Origin of the sequence: Rickettsia endosymbiont of Gonocerus acuteangulatus, from assembly GCF_964026435.1 — a bacterium.
In the GTDB taxonomy this organism is placed as follows: domain Bacteria; phylum Pseudomonadota; class Alphaproteobacteria; order Rickettsiales; family Rickettsiaceae; genus Rickettsia.
This window is the reverse complement of record NZ_OZ032147.1, coordinates 1,916,194-1,941,956: the sequence shown is the minus strand read 5'-3', so window position 1 is coordinate 1,941,956 and position 25,763 is coordinate 1,916,194. Positions and strand designations below refer to the sequence as shown.

Below are 25,763 nucleotides of genomic sequence, written 5' to 3'. Positions count from 1 at the left end.
TTACGCTATGTTTGGTTCTAAATATCGTAAAGATGGAGAACGCAGCTGTTGTTGCATATAGTCATCTAAAAGCCCTAACTTTATTTGGTAAACCGTTTTACCGATTGTATTTGCAGTCCTTTTGAGAAATGCCCAAACTAAAAATGCCCAACTAATATGATTACGTTGAATACGCTGTTTCCTGCATTGACAACGTTCTATCCCAGTAAGTTGCTTAATTTCTCTGTGCATGCTCTCAATTACCCATCGAAAGCCACACTCATCTTGTGCAGCTTTAGAAGATTTGTGAGTTTTGTTATTGGTAACAACATACTCAACTCTGTTGGTAGAAACAGTAAATTTAAACAAATTAACATGCTTATTTTTAGCAAAGCCTTTTATATGAATCTCTACTCCATGCCTGATCTCTTCATCTGAAAATGTCAACTCTTTTACAGCTTTATAAGGTTTAGAATCGTGCGTTTTACTAACGTTTCTATTGGCTTTAATAGGGGCATAATAATATTTCCCCAGAGAGTCAACATGTTGCATAATTTTGTGTGTAGAATACCATGTGTCAAAAAAAGTACTGTTTGAAAAGGAATCCTTGCTATAAACAGCATTATTTAACATGTTTAATAGGTGTTCTAGTTTTGTTGCTCCATCATGATCAGGTGCAAAAATTCGATAATCTATTACCCAAAACTTATTAATATCAGGGTTATAATATACCAGACTCACTACTCCTATACCTTTAGTAACTCTACCTGTAGCTCCACTGTACTGCGATCTTGCAATTTCTATTTGCTTCGTATTCCTTTTATTTAAAACCGTATCATCAAATATTGTATATCCATTAGATGAAAAAATAACATCATTCTTGATGTGTTCCCATAACAAAGAAGGTGTATATTTTTCATTCCTTAAAAATCTATTAATAACATCATGACTACATTTCTTTGCATGTTCAGCGTAGTAGGTTAAACTATAATTCTTTTGGCTAACTATTAAAAATTGACAATAATCTGTCCTATTAATTGGTATTGCTTGCAACTTTATCCTCTTTGACATGTTTAATTATTTTTACAATAATTTATCACTTTTTTACTCATAGCGTAAGTTTTGACATAAAGAAAATTTTGAATCTCTTTTGGGTATATTCCCCGCCGCTTGCGGCGTAATATGGCGGAATGAGCAAATATATACATAAAAGTCATAATGTTACGGTACTGCTGTATCACATGGTATTTCCAGCAAAATATCGCCGAGCAGTGTTTGACGTATCAGTTGATCAAGTATTACGAGAAATATGTTTAGAGATAGAAAAGAGATATCAAATAAAATTTTTAGAAATAGGGGTTGATGAAGATCATGTCCATTTTTTGGTACAATCTGTACCAACCTATAGCGTAACAAAAATAGTAACAACAATTAAAAGTGTTACAGCTCGTCAAATATTTAGACAGTGTCCACAGGTAAAGAAACAATTATGGGGTGGAGAATTTTGGACTGATGGATATTTTACGAGTACGGTAGGTAAGCATGGAAATGAGAATATGATAGGAAAATACGTAAAAAACCAAGGCAAGGAATATCAGAAACTGCATGAGGATCATCAGCTAGCTTTCTTCTAAAATACCCCGCTGCTTGCGGCGGGGATTACTTTTATTCGTTTCAACGCACATAGCCATACCCATACCGCCGCCGATACATAAGGTAACTAAGCCCTTTTTAGCCTTATTTCTTCTCAGGCTATGTATTAAAGTAACAAGAACACGTCCGCCGCTAGCACCGATTGGGTGACCGATTGCTATTGCTCCGCCATTCACATTAACCTTGTTCATATCCCATTTCATTTCACGATTAACGTAAATACTTTGGGCGGCAAAAGCTTCATTAACCTCGATAAGATCTAAATCATTAACACTCCAGCCGGCTTTGCTTAAAGCTTTTTGAGAGGCAGGAACGGGAGCAGCAGTCCCCATAATGCTTGGGTCAACACCGGCAGAAACATATGAGACAATACGAGCAAGCGGTGTTAGATTATGCTTTTTTAAAGCCTCTTCGGATACTACCATAAGACATGCAGCACCATCATTAATTGATGAAGCATTACCGGCAGTAACTGTACCGTTTTTATCGAAAGCAGGGCGTAATTTACCTAAAATCTCAAGGCTGGTATCAGGTCTTACTGTCTCATCATGATCAAACAAACTAGTAGTTTTCTTGATTGTTACTTCAATCGGTAAAATCTCATCTTTAAATATTCCCGCTTTCTGGGCTTTCGCTGCTTTTTGATGTGAACTTAAAGCAAATTCATCTTGCTGCTCTCTAGTAATATTAAACTGCTTTGAAATATTCTCGGCAGTAATACCCATAAACACACCTGAGAATACATCAGTTAATCCATCATATTGCATTAGATCAACCATTTTAATATCACCGAATTTAGCTCCTGCTCTTATATAGCTTCCATGCATACCGAGCGACATATTTTCCTGCCCACCTGCTATCACAATATCGTTATCACCAGTCATAATTGAGGCTGCTGCAAGTGCTACTGTTTTAAGACCTGAACCGCAAACCTTATTAATTGTATAGCCTGGTACTTCTTTAGGAATACCTGCATGAATTAGAGTTTGCCTCGCTGGATTTTGTCCGCTACCACCTGTGATCACCTGTCCAAGTATCACCTCATTTATTAAAGCCGGATCAATTTTACTATTCTGCAGAATAGCTTTTATTAAGTGTGTCGCAATCATTGGTGCAGGAGTAGTACTAAGACTACCCATAAACGAACCAAAAGCCGTTCTTTTTGCATGAGTGATGTAAACCGGTTTTATCATGATATATACTCCTTAAAAATAATATTTGTTACGTATGTGGTATATGTTTATAATCTACTATATAACCTTAAAATGTAAATTTTATAATTATGTCTACAGACATTTTAACTATTTTATCACGCGATCTTAGTGGTTCACTTTCAGATTATAGCAAAAATACTACTCTTTCTTTTCAAGAGGCTAGAGAACAGACGTGGAAAGAAAATGCAACACAGTCCTTTACAAAAAGTCTTTATCGCACAACTATAAAAACGCATTCTATGTCATTCCCGCGTAGGCGGGAATCCAGGAAAAAAGCCTAAATATAGCAATTTTTAAAATTAAAAGCTCGATTGCTCTCGCTTTGTACTGGATTCCCGCCTACGCGGGAATGACATCGATTTAAATAACTCTGTCAGCTTATCATTTATTAAATAGCTAATATGTCCACCTGGTACTTCTATAAGAGTAGAGTTTTTAAACAATTTTTGCAAAGATAAAATAGAAGATTCAGGCACTATTTGATCATTTTTTGCAGCTACGATATATACAGGACAGCTAATTACGTTTGGGTCAATGACTATACCGTCTATTTTCCATTTTAAATTCATAAACATATTTTCGCCTAATATATTCTGCATAATCTGATTATAAGTGTCGCTCGGTATATCGTGACCTGACATTAGCCAGTTCTCGATTCTGAAAGCTAGTTCTTGCTCTTTTTCGGAAGTTAAGGAAAAAAATTTATCCAGTTTAATCTGAAAATAATCAGGAAATAGCAGAAAGAATAAAATTTGTATATGGATTTTAGGAATTAAGGGCAAATTTTCTACATAAGCATCTAGCTTCAAATATTGATGCAACATTTTTACATAAAAGAAGTGAGAAAAATCCCAAGGGCAGGTTAGTAAAGTTAAAGTTTTTATAGATTTAGGCATGATTACGTTTGCAGCTATTGCAAGATTGCCACCAATACAATGTCCTATTAGATTAATGTTTTTAGCATTTAAATTATTTACTACTTCAACTATTTTATGTACATAATCATCTAATAAATAGTTTGGTTCTTTAACCTCTAACCAATCTATTAAGTAGACTTCACCTTGTTCTCTTAAATTCTCTATAAAGCTTTTATTGCGGCTTAAGAAAAATATTTCCGGTGAATTGAAAATAGAAGGGATGATCAGGAATGTTTTAATGTCATCCACATTTTCTCTTATGTCATTCCTGCGGAAGCAGGAATCCATATTATTTTTTCTGGATTCCCCCCTACGCGGGAATGACATACAGCAATAACACAATACCCTATAATACTTCGTTTCTGCTACTACTTCCCCCAGCTCTAAATATTTATTACCTAAATTATGATTTTTTGCGTAACTATTATATAGGTCAAAATATTTCTGATATTTATCGTTATTCTGCATCCTAACTTTCTTATATTATATTAATCTTTCTTGACATTGGACCAAAAATATTATATAAACTTTCGCATCTTCAGAATGTAACAAAACAGTATATAGCCTCTAAATTTTTTAGAGAAAATATCTTTTCATAAAATCTCGAAGTGCTTAAGTTTTTTTTTTGTCCCTAGGGCTTTATAATGCTAAGTACCTCATCATCGCGACCGTTTAAAAGCAAATTTAGAGCCGCTTTTTGGCCTATTCATAACTACGAACTCGGAAAATTTATTCCGATGAGTGCCTTAATGTTTTGCATTTTATTCAATCAAAATATTTTACGCATATTAAAAGATAGTATCTTAATTTCTGAAATTAGTGCAGAGATAGCTGGTTTTGCTAAAGTTTATTGTGTTACACCTGCAGCTGCTTTATTTGTAATTATTTATGCTAAAATGATTAATCATTTTACTTTTGAGAAGATTTTTTATTATTTAACTGCATTTTTTATCGGCTTTTTTGTTTTATTTGCTTTTGTTATTTATCCTAATATTCATATTTTTCATGTACATCCGGACCATCTAGCTGATTGGATGGAACGCTACCCGCATTTTAAATGGTATATATCATTAATAGGCAATTGGGGTTATATAGTATATTACAGCCTTGCCGAGCTTTGGCCTAATATTTTCTATGTATTATTATTCTGGCAATTCGCCAATGAGCTTACCACTACTGAAGAAGCTAAGAGATTCTATACGCTTTTTTCGTTATTCGGTAATTCATCTTTAATATTGGTCGGTTTCTTAATGATGAATTTATCATCTGAAGAAACTATTGTGAAGCATTTTATAAATATTTCTGACAGCAAAATCACTTTAGTACAAATATCAACTATTCTAGTTACAATCGTTGCTGTTATATGTTGTCTACTAATTCGTTTTATTAGCAGAAATGTTTTTACCAATCCATTATTTTACGCTAAGGCAAAAAGTGGGCGATCAACTTCGGAGCGTATGGGGATTATTAAGAGCTTTAAATATATTGCAAAATCTAAATATTTATGGCTACTTTTAATCTGCTCGGCAGCATTTGGTTTTGCTATTAATTTAGTTGAAGCCGTATGGAAAGCAAAAATTAAAGAACTATATCCGACCGTTAATACTTATGCTAAATTCAATAGTCTGTACATACTTTGGACTGGCGTTGCAATTATGGTTATGACTATTATCGGTAATAACGTAATGCGTATGCATAACTGGTTTGTTGCGGCTGTAATCTCGCCTGTGATAATAATGGTTACCGGCGTCTTATTTTTTGTCCTTATTGTATTTGATCAAAAAATCCTCTCATTATTTGATAGGACAATTTTAATGTCACCTCTTGCACTCGCAGTATCTATCGGCGGAATCCAGAATATTTTAGCCAAAGGAACAAAATATTCTATATGGGATACGTCAAGAGAAATGCTATATATTCCTCTTGATCAAGAGTTAAAAACAAAAGGTAAAGCTGCTGTTGACGTGATAAGTGCAAAAGTTGGTAAATCATCAAGCGGGCTTGTACAATCCATTATATTTACCATAATCCCAACCGCAACTTTTACCTCCATCTCACCTGTTCTAATGGTGGTGTTTACTTTCGTATGTCTTGCTTGGATTTATGCAGTGAGAAAGATATATTTCGAATATCAAAAAATTGCGTAGACTCGATGAACTTGAAAAATTGGCATCGTCGTTTTATAAGAGCTGCGGTACTCACATATTAAGTATATGCTCTGTTCCTTGCCTTATAAACTCCTTGCTCTTTTCCAAGTTGATCTTCATCTACTAACTCTTTATTACTTCTTGCTTTTGATCCTCACGCATTAAGTATACGCAGCTAGTCAAAAGCTTCAACAAAACTTACGCTATGTTTGGTTCTAAATATCGTAAAGATGGAGAACGCAGCTGTTGTTGCATATAGTCATCTAAAAGCCCTAACTTTATTTGGTAAACCGTTTTACCGATTGTATTTGCAGTCCTTTTGAGAAATGCCCAAACTAAAAATGCCCAACTAATATGATTACGTTGAATACGCTGTTTCCTGCATTGACAACGTTCTATCCCAGTAAGTTGCTTAATTTCTCTGTGCATGCTCTCAATTACCCATCGAAAGCCACACTCATCTTGTGCAGCTTTAGAAGATTTGTGAGTTTTGTTATTGGTAATAACATACTCAACTCTGTTGGTAGAAACAGTAAATTTAAACAAATTAACATGCTTATTTTTAGCAAAGCCTTTTATATGAATCTCTACTCCATGCCTGATCTCTTCATCTGAAAATGTCAACTCTTTTACAGCTTTATAAGGTTTAGAATCGTGTGTTTTACTAACGTTTCTATTGGCTTCTAATAGGGAAATAATAATATTTCCCCAGAGAGTCAACATGTTGCATAATTTTGTGTGTAGAATACCATGTGTCAAAAAGTACTGTTTGAAAAGGAATCTTCTTGCTATAAACAGCATTATTTAACATGTTTAATAGGTGTTCTAGTTTTGTTGCTCCATCATGATCAGGTGCAAAAATTCGATAATCTATTACCCAAAACTTATTAATATCAGGGTTATAATATACCAGACTCACTACTCCTATACCTTTAGTAACTCTACCTGTAGCTCCACTGTACTGCGATCTTGCAATTTCTATTTGCTTCGTATTCCTTTTATTTAAAACCGTATCATCAAATATTGTATATCCATTAGATGAAAAAATAACATCATTCTTGATGTGTTCCCATAACAAAGAAGGTGTATATTTTTCATTCCTTAAAAATCTATTAATAACATCATGACTACATTTCTTTGCATGTTCAGCGTAGTAGGTTAAACTATAATTCTTTTGGCTAACTATTAAAAATTGACAATAATCTGTCCTATTAATTGGTATTGCTTGCAACTTTATCCTCTTTGACATGTTTAATCTCTTTTGGGTATATTCCCCGCCGCTTGCGGCGTAATATGGCGGAATGAGCAAATATATACATAAAAGTCATAATGTTACGGTACTGCTGTATCACATGGTATTTCCAGCAAAATATCGCCGAGCAGTGTTTGACGTATCAGTTGATCAAGTATTACGAGAAATATGTTTAGAGATAGAAAAGAGATATCAAATAAAATTTTTAGAAATAGGGGTTGATGAAGATCATGTCCATTTTTTGGTACAATCTGTACCAACCTATAGCGTAACAAAAATAGTAACAACAATTAAAAGTGTTACAGCTCGTCAAATATTTAGACAGTGTCCACAGGTAAAGAAACAATTATGGGGTGGAGAATTTTGGACTGATGGATATTTTACGAGTACGGTAGGTAAGCATGGAAATGAGAATATGATAGGAAAATACGTAAAAAACCAAGGCAAGGAATATCAGAAACTGCATGAGGATCATCAGCTAGCTTTCTTCTAAAATACCCCGCTGCTTGCGGCGGGGATTACTTTTATTATAAAACCCCCAATGAAATTTGGGCAGAAAATTTATAGGTTTTGTTCTACTTAGTCCTTGAATTTTCATTATAACTGTCCGGTACTATAGTGCTATTGATGCGGTAGATAACAATTATAAAGTTTTATTCTTTTTCCGCATTCTTTCTAGCAGATGGGGACAGCATGACACTTAGTTCTTTTAACGCCTTATCTTCTACATAATTCGGAGCGTTCATTAATAGATCTTCAGCTTGCTGATTTAATGGGAAAGCGATTATTTCTCTTATATTAGTATCTTCCGCAAGTAACATAACGATTCGGTCTATACCTGGAGCTATGCCGCCATGCGGTGGTGCACCAAATTTAAACGCTCTAATCATACCACCAAATCGTTTATCCACTTCCTCTTCGTTATAGCCCGCTATAGCAAACGCCTTATACATTATCTCAGGCTTATGATTTCTAACAGCACCGCTAGAAAGCTCTATGCCATTACAAACAATATCATACTGATATGCGGTAAGCTCTAGCAACTCTTCGGTTGTTTTTGCGTTCTCAAGAGCTTCTAACCCACCCTGAGGCATAGAAAACGGATTATGGCTAAAATCAATTTTACCGGTTTCTTTGTTTAGCTCATAGAATGGAAAATCGGTAATCCAGCAGAATTTAAAGCAATCCTTTTTAAGTAAATCTAACTCATCGGCAAGCTTAATCCTTACCTTACCGGCAAGTTTTGCAGCTTTATCTTTTTTATCGCTGGCGAAAAATACCGCATCGCCATTACTAATATTAGCAGTAGCTTTTAAATCTTCTAATTGCTGAGTGCTTAAGAATTTTGCAACCGGTCCTTTTGCTTCACCGCTTTCGCTAAACTGAATATAACCAAGTCCTCCAGCCCCCTCTGATATGGTAAATTCTATCATTTTATCAAAGAAACTACGAGGTTGTGATGCTGCATAAGGTGCTGGAATTGCCCGCACAATGCTACCTTTTTTTATATTTTCTCTAAAAATAGTAAAGTCGGAATCTCTAAAAATTTCCGTTACATCGGCAATAATAATAGGGTTACGTAAGTCAGGCTTATCAGAGCCGTATTTTAACATAGACTCATTATATGGAATGCGGATAAAAGGTGCTTCTGATACTTTCTTATCTGTAAATTTTGTAAATAGTTCATACATTACAGGCTCGATTGTGGTGAATATATCTTCTTGCGTAACAAACGACATTTCGATATCTAGCTGATAAAACTCGCCTGGTGACCTATCTGCTCTTGCGTCTTCATCACGAAAACACGGAGCAATTTGGAAATAACGATCAAATCCTGATACCATCAATAGCTGCTTAAATTGTTGCGGTGCTTGCGGTAATGCATAGAATTTGCCCGGATGTAATCTACTTGGGACTAAGAAATCCCTAGCTCCTTCAGGCGAGCTAGCAGTTAGAATAGGTGTTTGAAATTCGGTAAAACCTCTTGCAGTCATTAAATGACGAATATAAGAAATAATTTGTGAACGAAGCATTATATTATTATGCAACTTCTCACGTCTAAGATCTAAAAAGCGATGTTTAAGCCTTGAGTCTTCAGGTGCGTCTTTTTCCGTATTAATCACAAATGGCAGAGTATCAGCAGCTGATTCAATAATAAACTCACCGGCTAAAACTTCTATATGACCAGTAGGAAGCGTATTATTAATAGTCTCTTCTGATCTTGCTACTACTTTCCCAACTACTGTAACAACTGACTCATAACGTAAACGGCTAGCATCGTCCATAAGCTGCGGATTTTGGTCGGTAAACACGATTTGTGTTATGCCATAATGATCACGTAAATCTACAAAAACTAGATTGCCATGATCTCTTCTTCTATGTACCCAACCAGATAATTTTACTTCAGTCCCAACATCGGAAATTTTTAATTCGTTACAATTATGAGTTCTATATTTATGCATTTTATTTTTGTTTTTTAAATCAACTCACTATAATCAAAATAGCTAAATCCTGCAATAAAATTATCTAGGATGCAAAAGTAATATTTAGGAATTTTAAGAAATTTTTTAGTTCCTGACGAGCAACTATATGTGAGCTATTAAATGCTCGGTCATAATTTGCGACTTTTAAATCAAGTAGAGTTAAGCCTTGCAGAAATAACTCTCTATATATCACACGTTCACTAAAACCATCAGCGAGTTTAAAATTAATTCTTTTAGCAAGCTTGTTCAATACGTTACTAACACGTCTTTTATTTAGAGCATCAAGGTTACTTAAGCGATTACGCAAAATTATCCAATCTATGCTTCCTCTATCACGACTAGCACGCTGCATTTTCTGTTCCCATATCATTTGGCTATAGATTGATGGGCTGATAATTTCATCTTTATTATCAACTTTTGCTATTACATCTAAATCTAAAAAGCTATCATTTATCGGCGTAATAATGGTATCAGCATAAGAATGAGCAAGCCTTGATAAGGCAGTATGGCTACCTGGCGTATCGATTACTATATAATCAGCATCCATATTATCCTTTAATATCTGCTCAAAACTATTTGCCTGCTCTTCTTCAGAACTTTCTTTGACATGGAAATGCTTTGGTACTAATATCGGTTTGTCAGGATTTTGCTCATTATATAAATCTCGATTTTTTAGGTAATTAGTTAAAGAGCTTTGGCGAGAATCAGTATCAATACTTACAACTGAATATTTTTGATAAAGTAGTGCCACTATTAAATGGATAGAGCAGGTTGTTTTACCTGCTCCACCTTTTTCATTACCTATAACAAATATATAAGGCTTATTCATTGTATTCATAATATATTTTTCTAAAAGACGAAGTTTTATTTGGAAAAGAGCAAGGCGTCTTGAAGCTGATAACCGGAGCGTATTTAACATACGTGAGGATTATCAGCAAAAGACAACGCAGCCAATTTTTCAAATAAAATAAGTATTTATAAATTTCTCAAGTAGCCTTACACCATAACCTACTGCCCCTTTCGGACCAAGTGATGAGGGTTTACTGCTATTTGCAACACCTGCTATATCTAAATGAGCCCATTCTACACCTTCTTGAATGAAGCGTTTGATAAAATGAGCAGCGGTAGAACTTCCAGCAGCTCCTGGCACATTACCGATATTTGCCATATCAGCTATGTCAGAGTTAATCATTGCGTCATAGTCTTCATGAAGCGGCATTCTCCATAATTTTTCATTTACTTCTTCACCGGCTTTTATTAGTTTATCAGCAAGCTCATCGTTATTAGAAAAACAACCAGCATATGTAGGACCTAAAGACACGACTATTGCACCGGTTAACGTCGCAACGTCAATCACGCATTTAGGTTTGAATTTCTCTTGTGCATACCAAACAGCATCAGCAAGAACTAAACGCCCCTCTGCATCGGTATTTAAAACTTCAGCAGTTTGCCCTGACATAGTAGTTACAACATCCCCAGGACGTTGTGCATTACCTGACGGCATATTTTCAACAAGCCCTACAACACCTACGATATTTACCGGCAATTCTTGACTAGCAACCGCAATCATAGTACCAACTACTGCGGCAGAACCACACATGTCATATCTCATTAAATGCATATTATTTGATGGCTTTAGAGATATACCGCCCGTATCAAAAATAACTCCTTTTCCGACTAGGGCAATATAAGGAGCATTTTTGCTTGCACCTTGATATTCCATTACAACTAGCTTTGATTCATTTTGTGAACCTTGACCAACTCCAAGAAGAGCTCCCATGCCGAGATTTTTCATTTCTCTTTCACCAAGAATAGAAACATCGACATTTAATTCTTCTAGTTTTTCTGCTATTCTTTCAGCATATATTTGTGGAGTTTTAATATTTGATGGTTCATTACTAATATCTCTTGTGAAAAAGACCCCTTCAGCAATTAATTTTTTAACTTCAAACAACTTTGCTGCTTCTGCATTATTATCTGTAGAAATTTCAAATGATTCTACAACAAACTTATCCGCTTCTTTTAAAGTAGTTCTATATTTATCAAATCTGTAGGAAGCAAGTAACGCACCACTAGCAATTAAAGATGCAACAAGTGATGATGTAAAATTGTTAATTCTATTTTTAATTTTTAATCCAATAGTAGTGATTTTAGCATTAGTAACATTTTGTAAGATTTTACCGCCTAATTCTTCAATCTTAACTTCGGTTAGTTTTTCTTCACTTCCAAGCCCTGCTAATACTAAATATTTTACTTCCCCTGATTTAACAACAGAAGGAATAATTTTGATTTGCCCATATTTACCGGTAAATTGTAATTTATTGGCAATAGTCTTAGAGATCAAACCATGATGTTGTTGGTCAAGACTTATTAGATCACTATCAAGCTTTAATTTATCATCAATAAACACTATTAATGCTTGAGTGTTTAATGATTCTTCCTCAGTAAAATTTACATGTAGCATATTTGTTTTTCCTTATTAACAGTTTCCTAGATAATTCTATTTATCTTATGAAACTTTGGCAAGTATTATAATTATCATTATTAAGTTTATAACAAAAACTAATTAACATAATTTAATGTTTTTTATATTTTTCGCCTCGTAATAATTAAAACTATGTAATTTAATGATTCAGAAGTACCTACCTCTAACTCATTGAAAATAGATATAAAGAAATAAAAGAATCTCATAATATTTATGATCTTACACCTCATCCAACAAGATATAATATTCTTAAATACATATTAAAATTCATTTCTTTACCATTTATAATAGCTATTCAAGCTATAAAATTTGTTACATTAGGTACTGTTTCACTCAAATATTTAAACATTGGTAATACTCTTTTAAAAAAATAAATAAAAGCATTGAAAAGAAAATAAAAGAAGGTTCATGTAAAGGAACTGATGACAATATCCTGAAAATTGTTGAATATGTATTAAAAAAATATGAAAAAAGCCTGAATTAATAGAGCAGCCTAAATTTTCATTATTCAGCAACTTTGTAGAAAAAGTTGAGCTAGTTAATACTGAAACAGTCAAAATAGAAGATAACAGCTCGGTATCTTTACCATGTAGTCAACCACCTATTACTGTAGAACCTGAAGAAGTTAAAGTTACTACTGGCTCTGATGATATCATAGAAATTTCAGAAGAACCGGCTGTTGCTATTCCAAATAACACTATAAACCCGCTAGTAAATCTAATGATGCTGAAAGCTGTGTATGATGGAATACATCGAGCACAGCAAGAAATGGCTGAATTTTATCAAGAGCAGTGGGCTATAGAAAAAAGCATGAAAATTGAAAATGCCCCTATTTCATATTACATAGAGCCACAACAATATTATGGCAAAACTTACGCTATGTTTGGTTCTAAATATCGTAAAGATGGAGAACGCAGCTGTTGTTGCATATAGTCATCTAAAAGCCCTAACTTTATTTGGTAAACCGTTTTACCGATTGTATTTGCAGTCCTTTTGAGAAATGCCCAAACTAAAAATGCCCAACTAATATGATTACGTTGAAGACGCTGTTTCCTGCATTGACAACGTTCTATCCCAGTAAGTTGCTTAATTTCTCTGTGCATGCTCTCAATTATAGCATAAATCATTAAGATACTGACAATTTAATAGTATTAAAAACAGCATCATAAAATGTTTCAAAATCTCCTACAACTTTCCTAATTTCATTTTTTATCTTAAACCAGTAATGCTCTATAGGATTTAAATCAGGAGAGTAAGTTGGTAAATACAATATGGTACAACCAACGGATTCAATGAACTCTTTAACTTTAGAATTTTTATGAAAATTAATGTTATCCATAATAACGGTTTGCCCAGGTTGTAATTCTGTAATTAATACATCCCTAATATAAGTTTTAAAGACCTCTGTATTACAATTACCTTCAAATATTACAGGAGCAATAAGATTACCATTACAAAGACCAGCTATCATACTTATTCTAAATTTATGTTGATACACCTTTTCTCCATAACACCTTTGTCCTATAATGCTCCATCCATACTCTTTGCAAGCATTATCCTCTATTCCAGATTCATCAAGATATACTAATTTGTCTTTTGTGATGGTTTGTATCTTTGCTATAAATTCATTTCTTAATTTAATATCTCTTTTCGGATGAAAATGAGTTTTGTTTATAGCTATAGCCAAGTTTTCTGATTTGTCTTAAAATAGTTACAGATGCAATATTACCCCATTGCTTTGCTAACTCCTTTGATGTTTTATTCATATTAGCTTTAAAAAATTCTTTAAAAGATTCTGAATCTTTTATCTTATGACTATGTCCTTTCTGATAACCAGTTGCTGCTTCTAAAGTACCTTGCTTATCTTTTAATTTTTTCCATTTATATATAGTATCACGACTTACATTAAATAATTTACAAAACTTACGCTATGAGTAAAAAAGTGATAAATTATTGTAAAAATAATTAAACATGTCAAAGAGGATAAAGTTGCAAGCAATACCAATTAATAGGACAGATTATTGTCAATTTTTAATAGTTAGCCAAAAGAATTATAGTTTAACCTACTACGCTGAACATGCAAAGAAATGTAGTCATGATGTTATTAATAGATTTTTAAGGAATGAAAAATATACACCTTCTTTGTTATGGGAACACATCAAGAATGATGTTATTTTTTCATCTAATGGATATACAATATTTGATGATACGGTTTTAAATAAAAGGAATACGAAGCAAATAGAAGTTGCAAGATCGCAGTACAGTGGAGCTACAGGTAGAGTTACTAAAGGTATAGGAGTAGTGAGTCTGGTATATTATAACCCTGATATTAATAAGTTTTGGGTAATAGATTATCGAATTTTTGCACCTGATCATGATGGAGCAACAAAACTAGAACACCTATTAAACATGTTAAATAATGCTGTTTATAGCAAGAAGATTCCTTTTCAAACAGTACTTTTTGACACATGGTATTCTACACACAAAATTATGCAACATGTTGACTCTCTGGGGAAATATTATTATGCCCCTATTAAAGCCAATAGAAACGTTAGTAAAACGCACGATTCTAAACCTTATAAAGCTGTAAAAGAGTTGACATTTTCAGATGAAGAGATCAGGCATGGAGTAGAGATTCATATAAAAGGCTTTGCTAAAAATAAGCATGTTAATTTGTTTAAATTTACTGTTTCTACCAACAGAGTTGAGTATGTTGTTACCAATAACAAAACTCAAAAATCTTCTAAAGCTGCACAAGATGAGTGTGGCTTTCGATGGGTATAGCATAAGTCATTAAAGTACTGACAGAGCGAGAGTATCATGTTATAGTAAGCAAATATTAACAAGCATGTAAAGAGATATGGCACGAGCATATGCAATAGAACTAAGACTAAGAGTTATAAAAGCTGTAGAAGCAGGGATACGAATAAGTAAGGTAAGTAAACAAAACTTACGCTATGTTTGGTTCTAAATATCGTAAAGATGGAGAACGCAGCTGTTGTTGCATATAGTCATCTAAAAGCCCTAACTTTATTTGGTAAACCGTTTTACCGATTGTATTTGCAGTCCTTTTGAGAAATGCCCAAACTAAAAATGCCCAACTAATATGATTACGTTGAATACGCTGTTTCCTGCATTGACAACGTTCTATCCCAGTAAGTTGCTTAATTTCTCTGTGCATGCTCTCAATTACCCATCGAAAGCCACACTCATCTTGTGCAGCTTTAGAAGATTTGTGAGTTTTGTTATTGGTAACAACATACTCAACTCTGTTGGTAGAAACAGTAAATTTAAACAAATTAACATGCTTATTTTTAGCAAAGCCTTTTATATGAATCTCTACTCCATGCCTGATCTCTTCATCTGAAAATGTCAACTCTTTTACAGCTTTATAAGGTTTAGAATCGTGCGTTTTACTAATGTTTCTATTGGCTTTAATAGGGGCATAATAATTTCCCCAGAGAGTCAACATGTTGCATAATTTTGTGTGTAGAATACCATGTGTCAAAAAGTACTGTTTGAAAAGGAATCTTCTTGCTATAAACAGCATTATTTAACATGTTTAATAGGTGTTCTAGTTTTGTTGCTCCATCATGATCAGGTGCAAAAATTCGATAATCTATTACCCAAAACTTATTAATATCAGGGTTATAATATACCAGACTCACTACTCCTATACCTTTAGTAACTCTACCTGTAGCTCCACTGTACTGCGATCTTGCAATTTCTATTTGCTTCGTATTCCTTTTATTTAAAACCGTATCATCAAATATTGTATATCCATTAGATGAAAAAATAACATCATTCTTGATGTGTTCCCATAACAAAGAAGGTGTATATTTTTCATTCCTTAAAAATCTATTAATAACATCATGACTACATTTCTTTGCATGTTCAGCGTAGTAGGTTAAACTATAATTCTTTTGGCTAACTATTAAAAATTGACAATAATCTGTCCTATTAATTGGTATTGCTTGCAACTTTATCCTCTTTGAAATGTTTAATTATTTTTACAATAATTTATCACTTTTTTACTCATAGCGTAAGTTTTGTCATATAAAAGGCTTTGCTAAAAATAAGCATGTTAATTTGTTTAAATTTACTGTTTCTACCAACAGAGTTGAGTATGTTGTTACCAATAACAAAACTCACAAATCTTCTAAAGCTGCACAAGATGAGTGTGGCTTTCGATGGGTAATTGAGAGCATGCACAGAGAAATTAAGCAACTTACTGGGATAGAACGTTGTCAATGCAGGAAACAGCGTATTCAACGTAATCATATTAGTTGGGCATTTTTAGTTTGGGCATTTCTCAAAAGGACTGCAAATACAATCGGTAAAACGGTTTACCAAATAAAGTTAGGGCTTTTAGATGACTATATGCAACAACAGCTGCGTTCTCCATCTTTACGATATTTAGAACCAAACATAGCGTAAGTTTTGATTAATTTTCATAAAAATTCTAAAGTTAAAGAGTTCATTGAATCCGTTGGTTGTACCATATTGTATTTACCAACTTACTCTCCTGATTTAAATCCTATAGAGCATTACTGGTTTAAGATAAAAAATGAAATTAGGAAAGTTGTAGAAGATTTTGAAACATTTTATGATGCTGTTTTTAATACTATTAAATTGTCAGTATCTTAATGATTTATGCTATACTGATACACAAAGCTGTATTTTTGTCTAGTTTTAACTTTCCGGCTATAGCATCCGGCGACCATTTCTTGCGAATCATAGCATTTTTAATATAATCTAACAACATAGGGTTCTTTTCTATTTTTAATAACTCTTGCTGATACATCCTGTTTTCATATTTTTCCTGAGCAACACAAGGCATATACTTATCTTTTACCTTATTTCTTTTTAGCTCCATACTAATAGTGCTTTTCCTCGTAAGATGTTGTGCTATCTTATTAATACTGACTCCTAGGTCATACATTCTTTTTATCTCATATCTCTCTTCTCGAGATAAGTGTCTATATTTTCTGTTCATCATTACCTATTTAAAATCTTATTATTTTAAATAGGTTCTGTTCTACTTACTTATAGTATTTTCAGTTGATTTAATCTTTTTTGAGTGATTTTATCATGATTAATATTATAGCCTTTAATCAGATATTCTTTAAGTAGGTTAGTAGCCCATTTTCTAAAAGCTATACCTCTCTTAGAATTTACCCTATATCCTACTGATATAATGGCATCTAGATTATAATATTCTACTTGGTAAGTCTTTCTATCGGCGGCAGTTGTTGCAAAAAATGCAATAGCTGCTTTTTCTTCTAACTCTTCTTCTTTAAATATATTTTTCAAATGCCTTGAAATTACAGATTTATCTCGTGTAAATAGTGTTGCTATTTGATTTAAAGATAGCCAAACTGTTTCATCTACTATTTTAACTTCAACATTAACTTCCCCGTTCTCGTCTTGGTAAATTACTAACTGACTTTCTGCTGCTTTATTTATACTCATACTAGATTCTATAAACATTTCTCATTAATTTAATTTTAGTTCTTTGCAGCTAGCAGTTATAAGATTTTTTTGAAACAATTACAACCTTTACTTTAAATTTTTTTAAAAATATAAATCTTAAGTAGAAACGTTTATAGAACTTGAGCATTCCTTACGATTGTAAGCCATTCTGCTTCATCAATAATTTTAATTCCTAGCTCTTTGGCTTTTTTAAGTTTACTGCCTGCATCTTCACCCGCTATCACTAAATCCGTGTTTGAGGATACGCTAGCTGCAACTTTTGCTCCAAGTTTCTCGGCAGTTGCTTTTGCTTCAGCTCGTGACAAAGTTGGCATGCTGCCAGTAAATACTACTATTTTACCTGTTAAGCTACTTTGCTCTCTAGTCTCTTTATAATCTTCAATATTTAATACTTCACTTAAATTTTTGATAAGCTCAATATTTTCCTTAACATCAAAAAAATCAATGATATCTACTAACATTTTGTTGCCGATACCGTCAAGATTGTTTAATTTTTGATAAATTTCAGGATCATTTTCTTTTAATAGCTCCATCTGAGTTATAAAATTATCATAGCTGCCAAATTCTCTAGCAAGCAACTTAGCATTCTGCTCGCCTATATGCCTGATACCTAAGGCATATATAAACCTAGGCAAACTAACATTTTTTGATTTCTCAATATTATTGAAAAGATTTTCCACGGATTTTTTACCCCACCCGTCCATATTTTCAAGTTTGGTTAAGTTAGCTTCGTTTTTTTCTTTTAAAAAGAATATATCATAAGGGTTACTAATTAAACCTTTATCGATTAAAAACTCGACTTGCTTACGCCCAAGTCCTTCAATATCCATAGCGTTTTTTGATACAAAATGACGTATACGCTCATAATTCTGAGCAGGGCAGTTAAGACCATTATCGCAACGTATTATAATATCTTCAGGAACATAATATAATTTAGAATTGCAAGAAGGGCAAAATAAAGGTGGATCAAATGTTGTGGCATCAGCAGAACGTTTAGCAAGATCAACTCCGGTAATTTGTGGGATTACATCACCTGCACGTTGCAAAATTACATAATCGCCAACCCGTACGTCTTTTCGTGCTATCTCTTGATAGTTATGTAATGTTGCTCTGCTAACTATGACTCCACCTATTTCTATAGGCTCAAGCTCTGCTACTGGTGTTAATGTACCGGTTCTACCTACTTGCACTGTAATAGAAAGTAGTTCGGTTTGCCCTATTATAGCAGGGAACTTGTGAGCGGTAGCAAACCTTGGGGATCTAGCAATAAAGCCCATCCTATCTTGTAAGGCGAAATCATTTAACTTATATACTACCCCATCAATTTCATAAGGTAAATTTTCCTTGTTAGTTTTTAAATATTCGTAAAAGCTAAATATCTCTTCTTCGGAGTTTGCAAGTTTACCTATTTCATTAACGTTAAAGCCAAATTCTTTAAATTTTGCAAGTAGCTGATCTTGAGAGTTTGCTAGTTCCTCTTTTGCTGAACCTATAGCATAAACAAAATATTTGAGCGGTCTTTTAGCGGTAATAGTAGGATCAAGCTGACGAAGTGAGCCGGCAGCAGCATTACGAGGATTAGCAAATTTATCTTTGCCCTGCTGTTCTTGCTCTTGGTTTAAACTTGTAAAGTCATTTTTTTCAATATAGATTTCCCCCCGTACTTCTAAAAGTTCTGGAGCATTATTAATTTTATGAGGGAAATCTTTTATTGTTTTGATATTTGCTGTTATATCCTCGCCTATATAGCCATCACCTCTTGTTGCACCGGTTGTAAGAATGCCGTTTTTATAGGTAGCAGCAAATGATAAACCATCTATTTTAGGCTCGCAGAAGATAGGAGAGAATTTATCAAGACGTAAAAAGTTTTTAATACGATCTATAAAATCTCTAACATCTTCTTCATCAAATACGTTACTAAGCGATAGCATCGGCGTATTATGAGTAATCTTAGCAAATTTATTTTTGACTTTAGCACCTACTTTTTTGCTAGGGCTATTTTCTAAGATGAGATGAGGAAATTTTTGCTCTAATTTTAGATTGATGTTAAATAGCTGATCATACTCGGCATCTGAAACTAATGGCTTATCTTCTATATAATAAGCATGGTTATATTGTGCTATTTTATCAGCTAGCTCTTGTAATAATTTTTTTGCTTCTTCTTCGTTTATATTTTCTATATTTTGCATTAGTAATTTTTAAGTTTTTTTTAAGTCAGTAAATTCAGCAATTTCTTTGATAGATAAATTTTTTTATCTATACTTACCGCTTTATCGTACTCTCTTTTTCTTCAGCTTTTTTAACGGCACTAGCTTAAATTTCAAGCCACTTTACAGTGATCTTATAACCTCAAATACAATTTATTTATTAGACTCCGTTATTTCTGATTTTAACTCTTCAATTTCTTTTGTAGATAAATCCGTTACTTTTAAAATTATGTTTGAGTCTATACCCTCAATTAGCATTTTTTTTGCCACTTCTATACTTCTTTCCGCTTTACCTTCTTCTTTAGCTTTTTTAAGCGTATTAGCTTCGATCATAAGCCATTTTAAACGGTCTTCATAAGTGTTCCGCTCTTCCTCGTTAAAATTCATAACCTCAAGTACAGTCAAGGCTTTCTTTAAAACTTTATTATCCAATTCTTTTGGCAGCTTATCTTTGTTTAATAAATCATGGCGAGTTAAAAAAACTAGCCATATATCAAGAGAATCTTTAACCTTTTTTACTATATCTGTTAGCTCTTCTTTAGCATTAGTAAATTTATTTAGTTCTATTGTATGTAACTCTATATCTTCAAAATATACTAAGCCGGTTACTCTATCTCTTAACTCAAAGGCACTATGATAGTTTGCAGTATTCGGAATACTAGTAAAATTTAGTATATGAATACCTATTGTTTTATTTAATTTTGAATAGTCATCACCGGTTTTTAATTGTTCTGCATATAATTTAGACCAATAATATAAGGCTCTTTTATCATAGTCAGCTTCATCGGTCACTTGTATTTCGATATTGAACATTTTACCGGCTTCACTTTTAGCCTTTACATCGAGAATAGATAATTTATCTGCTGCAAAATTTTTCGGATTATATGGATTAAGTAGCGTTACTTCTTTTACTTGATCTTTTTCACTAACTATTGAATTAATAAGTGATATCAATAAATCCTTATTCTCTTCTACCCCAAAGATTTTTTTAAATGCTAAATCTACTCTTGGATTAATGTTTGACATATTACTACTTTATTTTACTAAGAATATTATACTACATTTTTCTAAGCAATCCAATTAAGAAACCGCTAACAGTAATGAATACTCCAAGCCAGATAAAGCTCATAATCGGTTTATAGTATATTTTAGCATGAATTATGTCGCCATCTATATTGCTTAAGACAGCATAAAGATCATATAGTAAATAAGAATATATATCGCTTTCTTGTGATAAGCCTTTCTCAACTATATAAAGCCTATTTTCCGGCTTTAATATAGTTATATTATGATTGTTATCCTCAAGCCAAAATTCAGCGATTTGCCTATAGTAATTTTTGCCTTGAGCAAATTTAACATTTTGTAATGTTACTTTAAACTCATCAAATTTTGTGGTTGTCCCGATGCTGCCAGTAAAGTCCATTTCACTTTGCAATAATGCATTCATAGTAATACTAAAAGCGATCAGTGCAAAGCCAAAATGCCCAAGAATCATGCTGGCGGTTGAGGCTTTTAAAGATTGTCTAAAATAATTGGTTTTGACTATAAAATATAAAATGTTATGTAACATTAAGAAGATAGAGGCGATCGCAGTTAAAACAGATATGATCCTAAAATTTACTTTCAGTGATATTAAATATGTTATTACTAAGGATAACATTAGGATAAAAATATGTTTTTTAATTGAGCTTTTAGTAGTAAATAACCCGATAGTGAAAAGAATAGGTATAACGAAAATAAGAAAATTATTAATAAAGAATCTTTCATCTATAATAACAGCTTTATCGTCAAATAAGGAATAAACTAAAGGATAAAGTGTGGCGGATATTAATACGACAAGGCTTAGAAGGAAAAGAGTGTCGCCAAGGGTTATACCTTTTTCTTTTATGTCATTCCCGCGAAAGCGGGAATCTAGTAAATAATTTATAAAAGAAAAACTGGATTCCCGCTTTCGCGGGAATGACATAGTACGGATATACACCCCCAAAGAGCCAACTCCCATAATCAAAAATATTACTAGTAAATATATACCTCGCTCAGGTGAGAACGCAAAAGAATGGATCGAAGTAATAAAGCCGGATCGAACTAAAAAAGTACTGAATATTACTAATAAAAAAGTAACAATTGACAAAATCGACGTCCAGTTTTGCATATTTCCGGTTCTTGTCATGACTATTATAGAATGGTGCAGCATGATTCCGGATAGCCATGGAAATAGAGAAATATTTTCAACAGGATCGAAGAACCAAAATCCTCCCCAAACGAGTTCTCTATACGCCCACCATGAACCGAGAGCTATGCCGATTGTGGTAAATAAAATACCGATGTTAGAAAATGTTTTAAGAAGCTGTATGTCATTCCCGTGAAAGCAAGAATCCAGTAAATAATTTATAGAAAAAATGGATTCCCGCTTTCGCGGGAATGACATAGAGGAGCGGGATAACATAGAGGCACAAACAATAGTAAATGGCACTACGTAGCTGACATAACCTAAATAAAGTAGAGGAGGGTGGATGCTTAGAGCGATATCCTGTAGCATCGGATTTAGCCCTAGCCCTTCTTTAGGGATAAAGGAAAATGTATTAAACGGATTAGAAGTAAAATAAATAAAGCTGTTAAAAAGTAACTGGATAACTGACAGAATTATAATAGGTAATTTTTTATCTTCTTGGTTTTTAATTAGGAAGATATAACAGCAACTAACGATTTGTAATAAAGTAAACCATAACAGCATTGAACCTTCATGGCTTGACCAACTACCAGCTATTTTATATATTAGGGGCGTTAAAGTGCTAGAGTTTAAAAAAACATTTTGTAGCGAAAAATCAGAAACAATAAAAGCATAGACTAGTGTACAGAAAGCAAGCAGGGTGCATAGGATAGCGGTGTAGAAAGTGAGTATGTCATTCCTGCGAAAGCGAGAATCTAGTTTTTTAATTGTCATCCCGCGGCTTGACTGCAGGATCCATTTAAAAATATTGTTAGGTTTTAAGTTGTTTTTCTGGATACCGTGGACAAGCCACGGTATGACACAAGACAAGCCGCTTAAGCACATAACAGCAATGAGGAAAAAATTACCGATTTCACTCACTGTCTGATATTTCCTCTATGGTAGGTAATATAATAATTCTTAGGCTATCGATTTTATTAGCGGTTTTCTTTAAAATTATTATTTTGAAGTTAAATAACTCAATTACTTCCCCTCGATTTGGAATTCTAGCAATTTTATGGATTATTAACCCTGCTATAGTATTTGCATCATCATCCGGTAAATTCCAATCAAGTTCTCTATTAACATCTCTGATAGTCGTAGTACCTTTTATAACATATTCAGTATCAGATTTTTTAATAATTTCATCACTATGCCTATCATGTTCATCGGTAATAGGTCCAACTATTTCCTCTATAACATCTTCAAGAGTAATGATGCCTTGCAAATCCCCATATTCATCGACAACGCAAGCAAAATGGTTATTACGCTCTCTGAAAGCATTTAGCTGATCTACAACTAATGCATTTTCGGGAATAAACCATGGAGGAGTCAGAAGCTCATTAATATTAATCTTCTTTTGATCGTTATTATGCTCATAAAGTGATTTTAGCAAATCTTTTAAGTTCAAAATACCGATTATATTATCTCGATTATCTTTCCATAAAGGTATACGAGTATGAGAGCTGGATAATAAGGTTTTAATTATTACCTCGCTAGGTAGATCAATATTAATAGCTATAATATTACTCCTATGAGTCATAATTTCCGATACCGTCATATTACGTATATCTAAAATTCCGCCAAGCATATTACGATCGGTTTTATATACGCCGCCCTCTTGATGGTAATGTTCAATTACGCCTCTAACTTCTTCGGTACCGGATATTTGAGGATTTAAATTAATACGGAATATAAAGCAGAATATTCTTGTAATGTAATCAAGAGCAATATTAATAGGCTTAAAAAGCTTTAGAAAAATTACAATTGTTGAAGCCATTTTAAGGGCTAATTGCTCAGCTTTGGCAACAGCTATGGCTTTAGGTACTACTTCAGCAAAAACAATAATTATAAAAGCCATGACGGCAGAAGCAACCAAAGGACCATTATCACCAAGAAAGCTGATAAATAAAGTAGTCGCAATAGTAGTACAAACAGTGTTGATTAAACTATTACCGATTAGCAAAGTTCCAATTACTTTCTCTTTTTTCTTCAAAACCTGTAAAACAGTCTTAGCACGTTTGTCGCCAGCAACCTTAAGTTTATGAATCTTCCCAGGGGAAGAAGCAGTAATAGCAGTTTCGGTAGCAGCAAATAATGCAGATAAGGCGATCATTATTATAATAATGATCACAAATATAGTGGTCATTTGATGTTAAATTATAAAATTAACTATATATACTCGTTTAATTTGAAAAATTGGCTTCATTGCTTCTCGCTTTTGATCCTCACGTATTAAGTATACGCAGCTAGTCAAAAGACTCCAAGACGCCTTGCTCTTTTCCAAATTAAACTTCGTCTACTACTCTTCATTTATTAGTAGTATATAATTAATTATATTATGAATTAAGCATTTCTACTAGTTCTTTTTCAAATTAAAAATCATATATCAACTAGCGAATCAAAATAATTTTACAATTTAAATTTAGCTTAGCCCAAGCTTTATCTGCTGTGTAGATAGGATAATCCTTTAATAACGCTAAAGTAAGGCAAGCTCTATCACCAAGAAATAAGCCTAATCGTTTAGTATCACTTATTAGTTCACCACTTAAAAAAGCTTGTTCTTCGTCGAAGGGTAAAATATTCGGAATAAGGTTTTGTATAAGTTGATATATTTGCTATTTTGTTAAATTTTTTCTTCCAATTAAAATATGGTGAAATTTCAAAAGCTAGTGATACTTTTTAATTAGCGTCCATATGTACGAATATTACTTGTTTTTTGGCTAGCAACAAGATCTTGAAATTTACTAGGTTGTTTATTCATTAACATATCTGCATGTTGATTTCGAAGTTCTTGTCCTTTATTTGCGGCTTCTGCAGTTGTAAGAATTGGTTTATTATTAGCCAATTTAATCTCTTTTGGGTATATTCCCCGCCGCTTGCGGCGTAATATGGCGGAATGAGCAAATATATACATAAAAGTCATAATGTTACGGTACTGCTGTATCACATGGTATTTCCAGCAAAATATCGCCGAGCAGTGTTTGACGTATCAGTTGATCAAGTATTACGAGAAATATGTTTAGAGATAGAAAAGAGATATCAAATAAAATTTTTAGAAATAGGGGTTGATGAAGATCATGTCCATTTTTTGGTACAATCTGTACCAACCTATAGCGTAACAAAAATAGTAACAACAATTAAAAGTGTTACAGCTCGTCAAATATTTAGACAGTGTCCACAGGTAAAGAAACAATTATGGGGTGGAGAATTTTGGACTGATGGATATTTTACGAGTACGGTAGGTAAGCATGGAAATGAGAATATGATAGGAAAATACGTAAAAAACCAAGGCAAGGAATATCAGAAACTGCATGAGGATCATCAGCTAGCTTTCTTCTAAAATACCCCGCTGCTTGCGGCGGGGATTACTTTTATTAGCACTGTCACATATGAAAACTCCGCAATCATATTTATTTCGCTGTTGTCGAGTTTTTAGGTCATCTATTTTTGCATTAGGACAAAACTTACGCTATGAGTAAAAAAGTGATAAATTATTGTAAAAATAATTAAACATGTCAAAGAGGATAAAGTTGCAAGCAATACCAATTAATAGGACAGATTATTGTCAATTTTTAATAGTTAGCCAAAAGAATTATAGTTTAACCTACTACGCTGAACATGCAAAGAAATGTAGTCATGATGTTATTAATAGATTTTTAAGGAATGAAAAATATACACCTTCTTTGTTATGTGTCATTGTCAATTAAAAAGGGACCAGTAA

At 33.2% G+C, this 25,763-nt stretch carries 26 protein-coding genes and 3 pseudogenes; 9 read left to right on the top strand and 20 right to left on the bottom strand.

What is annotated here, in order from left to right; all coding sequences use genetic code 11:
- Entirely contained in the window at positions 1 to 1,050 is a 1,050-nt protein-coding gene (locus tag AAGD55_RS12040; RefSeq protein WP_341791627.1) for a transposase, read from the bottom strand.
- A 119-nt stretch (positions 1,051 to 1,169) separates the two neighbouring features.
- Here AAGD55_RS12040 and tnpA (AAGD55_RS12035) point away from each other — a divergent pair, with 119 nt between their 5' ends.
- Positions 1,170 to 1,613, top strand: a complete 444-nt coding sequence (gene tnpA / locus AAGD55_RS12035; RefSeq protein ID WP_341790826.1) for an IS200/IS605 family transposase — start codon at positions 1,170 to 1,172, stop codon at positions 1,611 to 1,613.
- Here the strand turns inward: tnpA (AAGD55_RS12035) and AAGD55_RS12030 are convergent.
- Together AAGD55_RS12030 and AAGD55_RS12025 are read right to left on the bottom strand one after the other, a co-directional pair.
- A complete protein-coding gene (locus tag AAGD55_RS12030; RefSeq protein ID WP_341791626.1) occupies positions 1,599 to 2,825 on the bottom strand; it encodes an acetyl-CoA C-acetyltransferase in 1,227 nt (408 codons plus the stop codon). The genes tnpA (AAGD55_RS12035) and AAGD55_RS12030 overlap by 15 nt on opposite strands.
- A gap of 320 nt (positions 2,826 to 3,145) precedes the next feature.
- A complete protein-coding gene (locus tag AAGD55_RS12025; protein ID WP_341791625.1) occupies positions 3,146 to 4,231 on the bottom strand; it encodes an alpha/beta fold hydrolase in 1,086 nt (361 codons plus the stop codon).
- A gap of 176 nt (positions 4,232 to 4,407) precedes the next feature.
- On the opposite strand from AAGD55_RS12025, the gene tlc5 reads away from it, so the two are divergent.
- The gene (gene tlc5, locus AAGD55_RS12020) at positions 4,408 to 5,910 is read left to right on the top strand and encodes a GTP/GDP exchange transporter Tlc5 (RefSeq protein WP_341791624.1); all 1,503 of its coding nucleotides are present in this window, start codon (positions 4,408 to 4,410) and stop codon (positions 5,908 to 5,910) included.
- A 198-nt stretch (positions 5,911 to 6,108) separates the two neighbouring features.
- Here tlc5 and AAGD55_RS12015 read toward each other — a convergent pair whose 3' ends face one another.
- Positions 6,109 to 6,633 carry a hypothetical protein gene (locus AAGD55_RS12015; protein ID WP_341791623.1) on the bottom strand — a complete coding sequence of 175 codons (525 nt, stop codon included), beginning with the start codon at positions 6,631 to 6,633 and terminating at the stop codon, positions 6,109 to 6,111.
- Entirely contained in the window at positions 6,584 to 7,219 is a 636-nt protein-coding gene (locus AAGD55_RS12010; protein WP_341791622.1) for a transposase, read from the bottom strand. Before AAGD55_RS12010 ends, AAGD55_RS12015 begins: the two co-directional genes overlap by 50 nt.
- Between AAGD55_RS12010 and tnpA (AAGD55_RS12005) the strand changes: the two genes are divergently transcribed.
- A complete protein-coding gene (tnpA, locus tag AAGD55_RS12005) occupies positions 7,212 to 7,655 on the top strand; it encodes an IS200/IS605 family transposase (RefSeq protein WP_341790826.1) in 444 nt (147 codons plus the stop codon). The genes AAGD55_RS12010 and tnpA (AAGD55_RS12005) overlap by 8 nt on opposite strands.
- Positions 7,656 to 7,815: 160 nt before the next feature.
- Here tnpA (AAGD55_RS12005) and aspS read toward each other — a convergent pair whose 3' ends face one another.
- The 3 genes from aspS to AAGD55_RS11990 all read right to left on the bottom strand — a co-directional run bounded on the left by aspS (position 7,816) and on the right by AAGD55_RS11990 (position 12,109).
- Positions 7,816 to 9,624, bottom strand: coding sequence for an aspartate--tRNA ligase (gene aspS, locus AAGD55_RS12000; protein ID WP_341791621.1), 1,809 nt, complete (start codon positions 9,622 to 9,624; stop codon positions 7,816 to 7,818).
- Between the two features lie 64 nt (positions 9,625 to 9,688).
- Positions 9,689 to 10,483: a division plane positioning ATPase MipZ gene (locus tag AAGD55_RS11995; protein WP_341792603.1), complete on the bottom strand. Its 795-nt coding sequence runs from the start codon at positions 10,481 to 10,483 to the stop codon at positions 9,689 to 9,691.
- 120 nt (positions 10,484 to 10,603) lie between these two features.
- Positions 10,604 to 12,109 carry a leucyl aminopeptidase gene (locus AAGD55_RS11990; protein ID WP_341791620.1) on the bottom strand — a complete coding sequence of 502 codons (1,506 nt, stop codon included), beginning with the start codon at positions 12,107 to 12,109 and terminating at the stop codon, positions 10,604 to 10,606.
- 744 nt (positions 12,110 to 12,853) lie between these two features.
- Here AAGD55_RS11990 and AAGD55_RS11985 point away from each other — a divergent pair.
- On the top strand, positions 12,854 to 13,063 hold the full coding sequence (locus AAGD55_RS11985) for a hypothetical protein (RefSeq protein WP_341791619.1): 210 nt from the start codon (positions 12,854 to 12,856) through the stop codon (positions 13,061 to 13,063).
- On the opposite strand, the gene AAGD55_RS11980 is transcribed toward AAGD55_RS11985, so the two are convergent.
- Positions 13,003 to 13,257 (bottom strand): hypothetical protein, encoded by a 255-nt coding sequence (locus AAGD55_RS11980; protein WP_341791618.1) that lies wholly within the window; start codon positions 13,255 to 13,257, stop codon positions 13,003 to 13,005. The genes AAGD55_RS11985 and AAGD55_RS11980 overlap by 61 nt on opposite strands.
- Positions 13,257 to 14,055, bottom strand: a pseudogene (locus AAGD55_RS11975) (IS630 family transposase); the annotation flags it as partial. The pseudogene AAGD55_RS11975 and the gene AAGD55_RS11980, both read right to left, overlap by 1 nt.
- 46 nt (positions 14,056 to 14,101) lie before the next feature.
- Here AAGD55_RS11975 and AAGD55_RS11970 point away from each other — a divergent pair.
- A complete protein-coding gene (locus AAGD55_RS11970) occupies positions 14,102 to 14,914 on the top strand; it encodes a transposase (RefSeq protein WP_341791617.1) in 813 nt (270 codons plus the stop codon).
- Between the two features lie 166 nt (positions 14,915 to 15,080).
- Here AAGD55_RS11970 and AAGD55_RS11965 read toward each other — a convergent pair whose 3' ends face one another.
- Together AAGD55_RS11965 and AAGD55_RS11960 are read right to left on the bottom strand one after the other, a co-directional pair.
- Positions 15,081 to 15,638, bottom strand: coding sequence for a transposase (locus AAGD55_RS11965; protein WP_341791616.1), 558 nt, complete (start codon positions 15,636 to 15,638; stop codon positions 15,081 to 15,083).
- The gene (locus AAGD55_RS11960) at positions 15,565 to 16,110 is read right to left on the bottom strand and encodes a transposase (RefSeq protein WP_341791615.1); all 546 of its coding nucleotides are present in this window, start codon (positions 16,108 to 16,110) and stop codon (positions 15,565 to 15,567) included. Before AAGD55_RS11960 ends, AAGD55_RS11965 begins: the two co-directional genes overlap by 74 nt.
- Positions 16,111 to 16,219: 109 nt before the next feature.
- Between AAGD55_RS11960 and AAGD55_RS11955 the strand changes: the two genes are divergently transcribed.
- Together AAGD55_RS11955 and AAGD55_RS11950 are read left to right on the top strand one after the other, a co-directional pair.
- Complete coding sequence (locus AAGD55_RS11955; RefSeq protein ID WP_341791614.1) at positions 16,220 to 16,567, top strand: hypothetical protein; 348 nt, start codon at positions 16,220 to 16,222, stop codon at positions 16,565 to 16,567.
- A gap of 6 nt (positions 16,568 to 16,573) precedes the next feature.
- Positions 16,574 to 16,777: pseudogene (locus AAGD55_RS11950) on the top strand (transposase); the annotation flags it as partial.
- 4 nt (positions 16,778 to 16,781) lie between these two features.
- Here the strand turns inward: AAGD55_RS11950 and AAGD55_RS11945 are convergent.
- The 7 genes from AAGD55_RS11945 to AAGD55_RS11910 all read right to left on the bottom strand — a co-directional run bounded on the left by AAGD55_RS11945 (position 16,782) and on the right by AAGD55_RS11910 (position 24,946).
- Complete coding sequence (locus AAGD55_RS11945) at positions 16,782 to 17,129, bottom strand: helix-turn-helix domain-containing protein (RefSeq protein ID WP_341791613.1); 348 nt, start codon at positions 17,127 to 17,129, stop codon at positions 16,782 to 16,784.
- Between the two features lie 47 nt (positions 17,130 to 17,176).
- The gene (gene rhuM / locus AAGD55_RS11940; RefSeq protein WP_341791612.1) at positions 17,177 to 17,620 is read right to left on the bottom strand and encodes a RhuM family protein; all 444 of its coding nucleotides are present in this window, start codon (positions 17,618 to 17,620) and stop codon (positions 17,177 to 17,179) included.
- A 113-nt stretch (positions 17,621 to 17,733) separates the two neighbouring features.
- On the bottom strand, positions 17,734 to 19,812 hold the full coding sequence (gene ligA, locus AAGD55_RS11935) for an NAD-dependent DNA ligase LigA (RefSeq protein WP_341791611.1): 2,079 nt from the start codon (positions 19,810 to 19,812) through the stop codon (positions 17,734 to 17,736).
- Between the two features lie 171 nt (positions 19,813 to 19,983).
- Positions 19,984 to 20,856: an Rpn family recombination-promoting nuclease/putative transposase gene (locus AAGD55_RS11930; RefSeq protein WP_341791610.1), complete on the bottom strand. Its 873-nt coding sequence runs from the start codon at positions 20,854 to 20,856 to the stop codon at positions 19,984 to 19,986.
- Between the two features lie 31 nt (positions 20,857 to 20,887).
- Positions 20,888 to 22,921, bottom strand: coding sequence for a heme lyase CcmF/NrfE family subunit (locus AAGD55_RS11925; protein ID WP_341791609.1), 2,034 nt, complete (start codon positions 22,919 to 22,921; stop codon positions 20,888 to 20,890).
- Positions 22,914 to 24,188 (bottom strand): HlyC/CorC family transporter, encoded by a 1,275-nt coding sequence (locus AAGD55_RS11920; protein WP_341791608.1) that lies wholly within the window; start codon positions 24,186 to 24,188, stop codon positions 22,914 to 22,916. The genes AAGD55_RS11925 and AAGD55_RS11920 overlap by 8 nt, the downstream gene beginning before the upstream one ends.
- A 614-nt stretch (positions 24,189 to 24,802) precedes the next feature.
- Positions 24,803 to 24,946: a hypothetical protein gene (locus tag AAGD55_RS11910; protein ID WP_341791607.1), complete on the bottom strand. Its 144-nt coding sequence runs from the start codon at positions 24,944 to 24,946 to the stop codon at positions 24,803 to 24,805.
- Here AAGD55_RS11910 and tnpA (AAGD55_RS11905) point away from each other — a divergent pair.
- Positions 24,939 to 25,382, top strand: a complete 444-nt coding sequence (gene tnpA / locus AAGD55_RS11905; RefSeq protein ID WP_341790826.1) for an IS200/IS605 family transposase — start codon at positions 24,939 to 24,941, stop codon at positions 25,380 to 25,382. The two genes, AAGD55_RS11910 and tnpA (AAGD55_RS11905), sit on opposite strands and share 8 nt — an antisense overlap.
- A 12-nt stretch (positions 25,383 to 25,394) precedes the next feature.
- Here the strand turns inward: tnpA (AAGD55_RS11905) and AAGD55_RS12480 are convergent.
- Positions 25,395 to 25,499: pseudogene (locus tag AAGD55_RS12480) on the bottom strand (hypothetical protein); the annotation flags it as partial.
- 55 nt (positions 25,500 to 25,554) lie between these two features.
- On the opposite strand from AAGD55_RS12480, the gene AAGD55_RS11900 reads away from it, so the two are divergent.
- Complete coding sequence (locus AAGD55_RS11900) at positions 25,555 to 25,749, top strand: hypothetical protein (RefSeq protein ID WP_341791606.1); 195 nt, start codon at positions 25,555 to 25,557, stop codon at positions 25,747 to 25,749.
- Positions 25,750 to 25,763 lie beyond the last annotated feature (14 nt).

Excerpts from the sequence above, each read along its gene's own strand:
- AAGD55_RS11980 (WP_341791618.1), bottom strand. The coding sequence starts at position 13,257 with ATGATTTATGCTATAATTGAGAGCATGCACAGAGAAATTAAGCAACTT.
- tnpA (WP_341790826.1), top strand. The coding sequence starts at position 24,939 with ATGAGCAAATATATACATAAAAGTCATAATGTTACGGTACTGCTGTAT.
- AAGD55_RS12015 (WP_341791623.1), bottom strand. The coding sequence starts at position 6,633 with ATGTTGACTCTCTGGGGAAATATTATTATTTCCCTATTAGAAGCCAAT.
- AAGD55_RS11930 (WP_341791610.1), bottom strand. The coding sequence starts at position 20,856 with ATGTCAAACATTAATCCAAGAGTAGATTTAGCATTTAAAAAAATCTTT.
- rhuM (WP_341791612.1), bottom strand. The coding sequence starts at position 17,620 with ATGTTTATAGAATCTAGTATGAGTATAAATAAAGCAGCAGAAAGTCAG.
- AAGD55_RS11970 (WP_341791617.1), top strand. The coding sequence starts at position 14,102 with ATGTCAAAGAGGATAAAGTTGCAAGCAATACCAATTAATAGGACAGAT.
- AAGD55_RS11900 (WP_341791606.1), top strand. The coding sequence starts at position 25,555 with ATGTCAAAGAGGATAAAGTTGCAAGCAATACCAATTAATAGGACAGAT.
- AAGD55_RS12025 (WP_341791625.1), bottom strand. The coding sequence starts at position 4,231 with ATGCAGAATAACGATAAATATCAGAAATATTTTGACCTATATAATAGT.
- AAGD55_RS11945 (WP_341791613.1), bottom strand. The coding sequence starts at position 17,129 with ATGATGAACAGAAAATATAGACACTTATCTCGAGAAGAGAGATATGAG.
- AAGD55_RS11920 (WP_341791608.1), bottom strand. The coding sequence starts at position 24,188 with ATGACCACTATATTTGTGATCATTATTATAATAATGATCGCCTTATCT.
- AAGD55_RS12040 (WP_341791627.1), bottom strand. The coding sequence starts at position 1,050 with ATGTCAAAGAGGATAAAGTTGCAAGCAATACCAATTAATAGGACAGAT.
- ligA (WP_341791611.1), bottom strand. The coding sequence starts at position 19,812 with ATGCAAAATATAGAAAATATAAACGAAGAAGAAGCAAAAAAATTATTA.
- tnpA (WP_341790826.1), top strand. The coding sequence starts at position 1,170 with ATGAGCAAATATATACATAAAAGTCATAATGTTACGGTACTGCTGTAT.
- AAGD55_RS11995 (WP_341792603.1), bottom strand. The coding sequence starts at position 10,483 with ATGAATACAATGAATAAGCCTTATATATTTGTTATAGGTAATGAAAAA.
- AAGD55_RS11990 (WP_341791620.1), bottom strand. The coding sequence starts at position 12,109 with ATGCTACATGTAAATTTTACTGAGGAAGAATCATTAAACACTCAAGCA.
- tnpA (WP_341790826.1), top strand. The coding sequence starts at position 7,212 with ATGAGCAAATATATACATAAAAGTCATAATGTTACGGTACTGCTGTAT.
- tlc5 (WP_341791624.1), top strand. The coding sequence starts at position 4,408 with ATGCTAAGTACCTCATCATCGCGACCGTTTAAAAGCAAATTTAGAGCC.
- AAGD55_RS11985 (WP_341791619.1), top strand. The coding sequence starts at position 12,854 with ATGCTGAAAGCTGTGTATGATGGAATACATCGAGCACAGCAAGAAATG.
- aspS (WP_341791621.1), bottom strand. The coding sequence starts at position 9,624 with ATGCATAAATATAGAACTCATAATTGTAACGAATTAAAAATTTCCGAT.
- AAGD55_RS12030 (WP_341791626.1), bottom strand. The coding sequence starts at position 2,825 with ATGATAAAACCGGTTTACATCACTCATGCAAAAAGAACGGCTTTTGGT.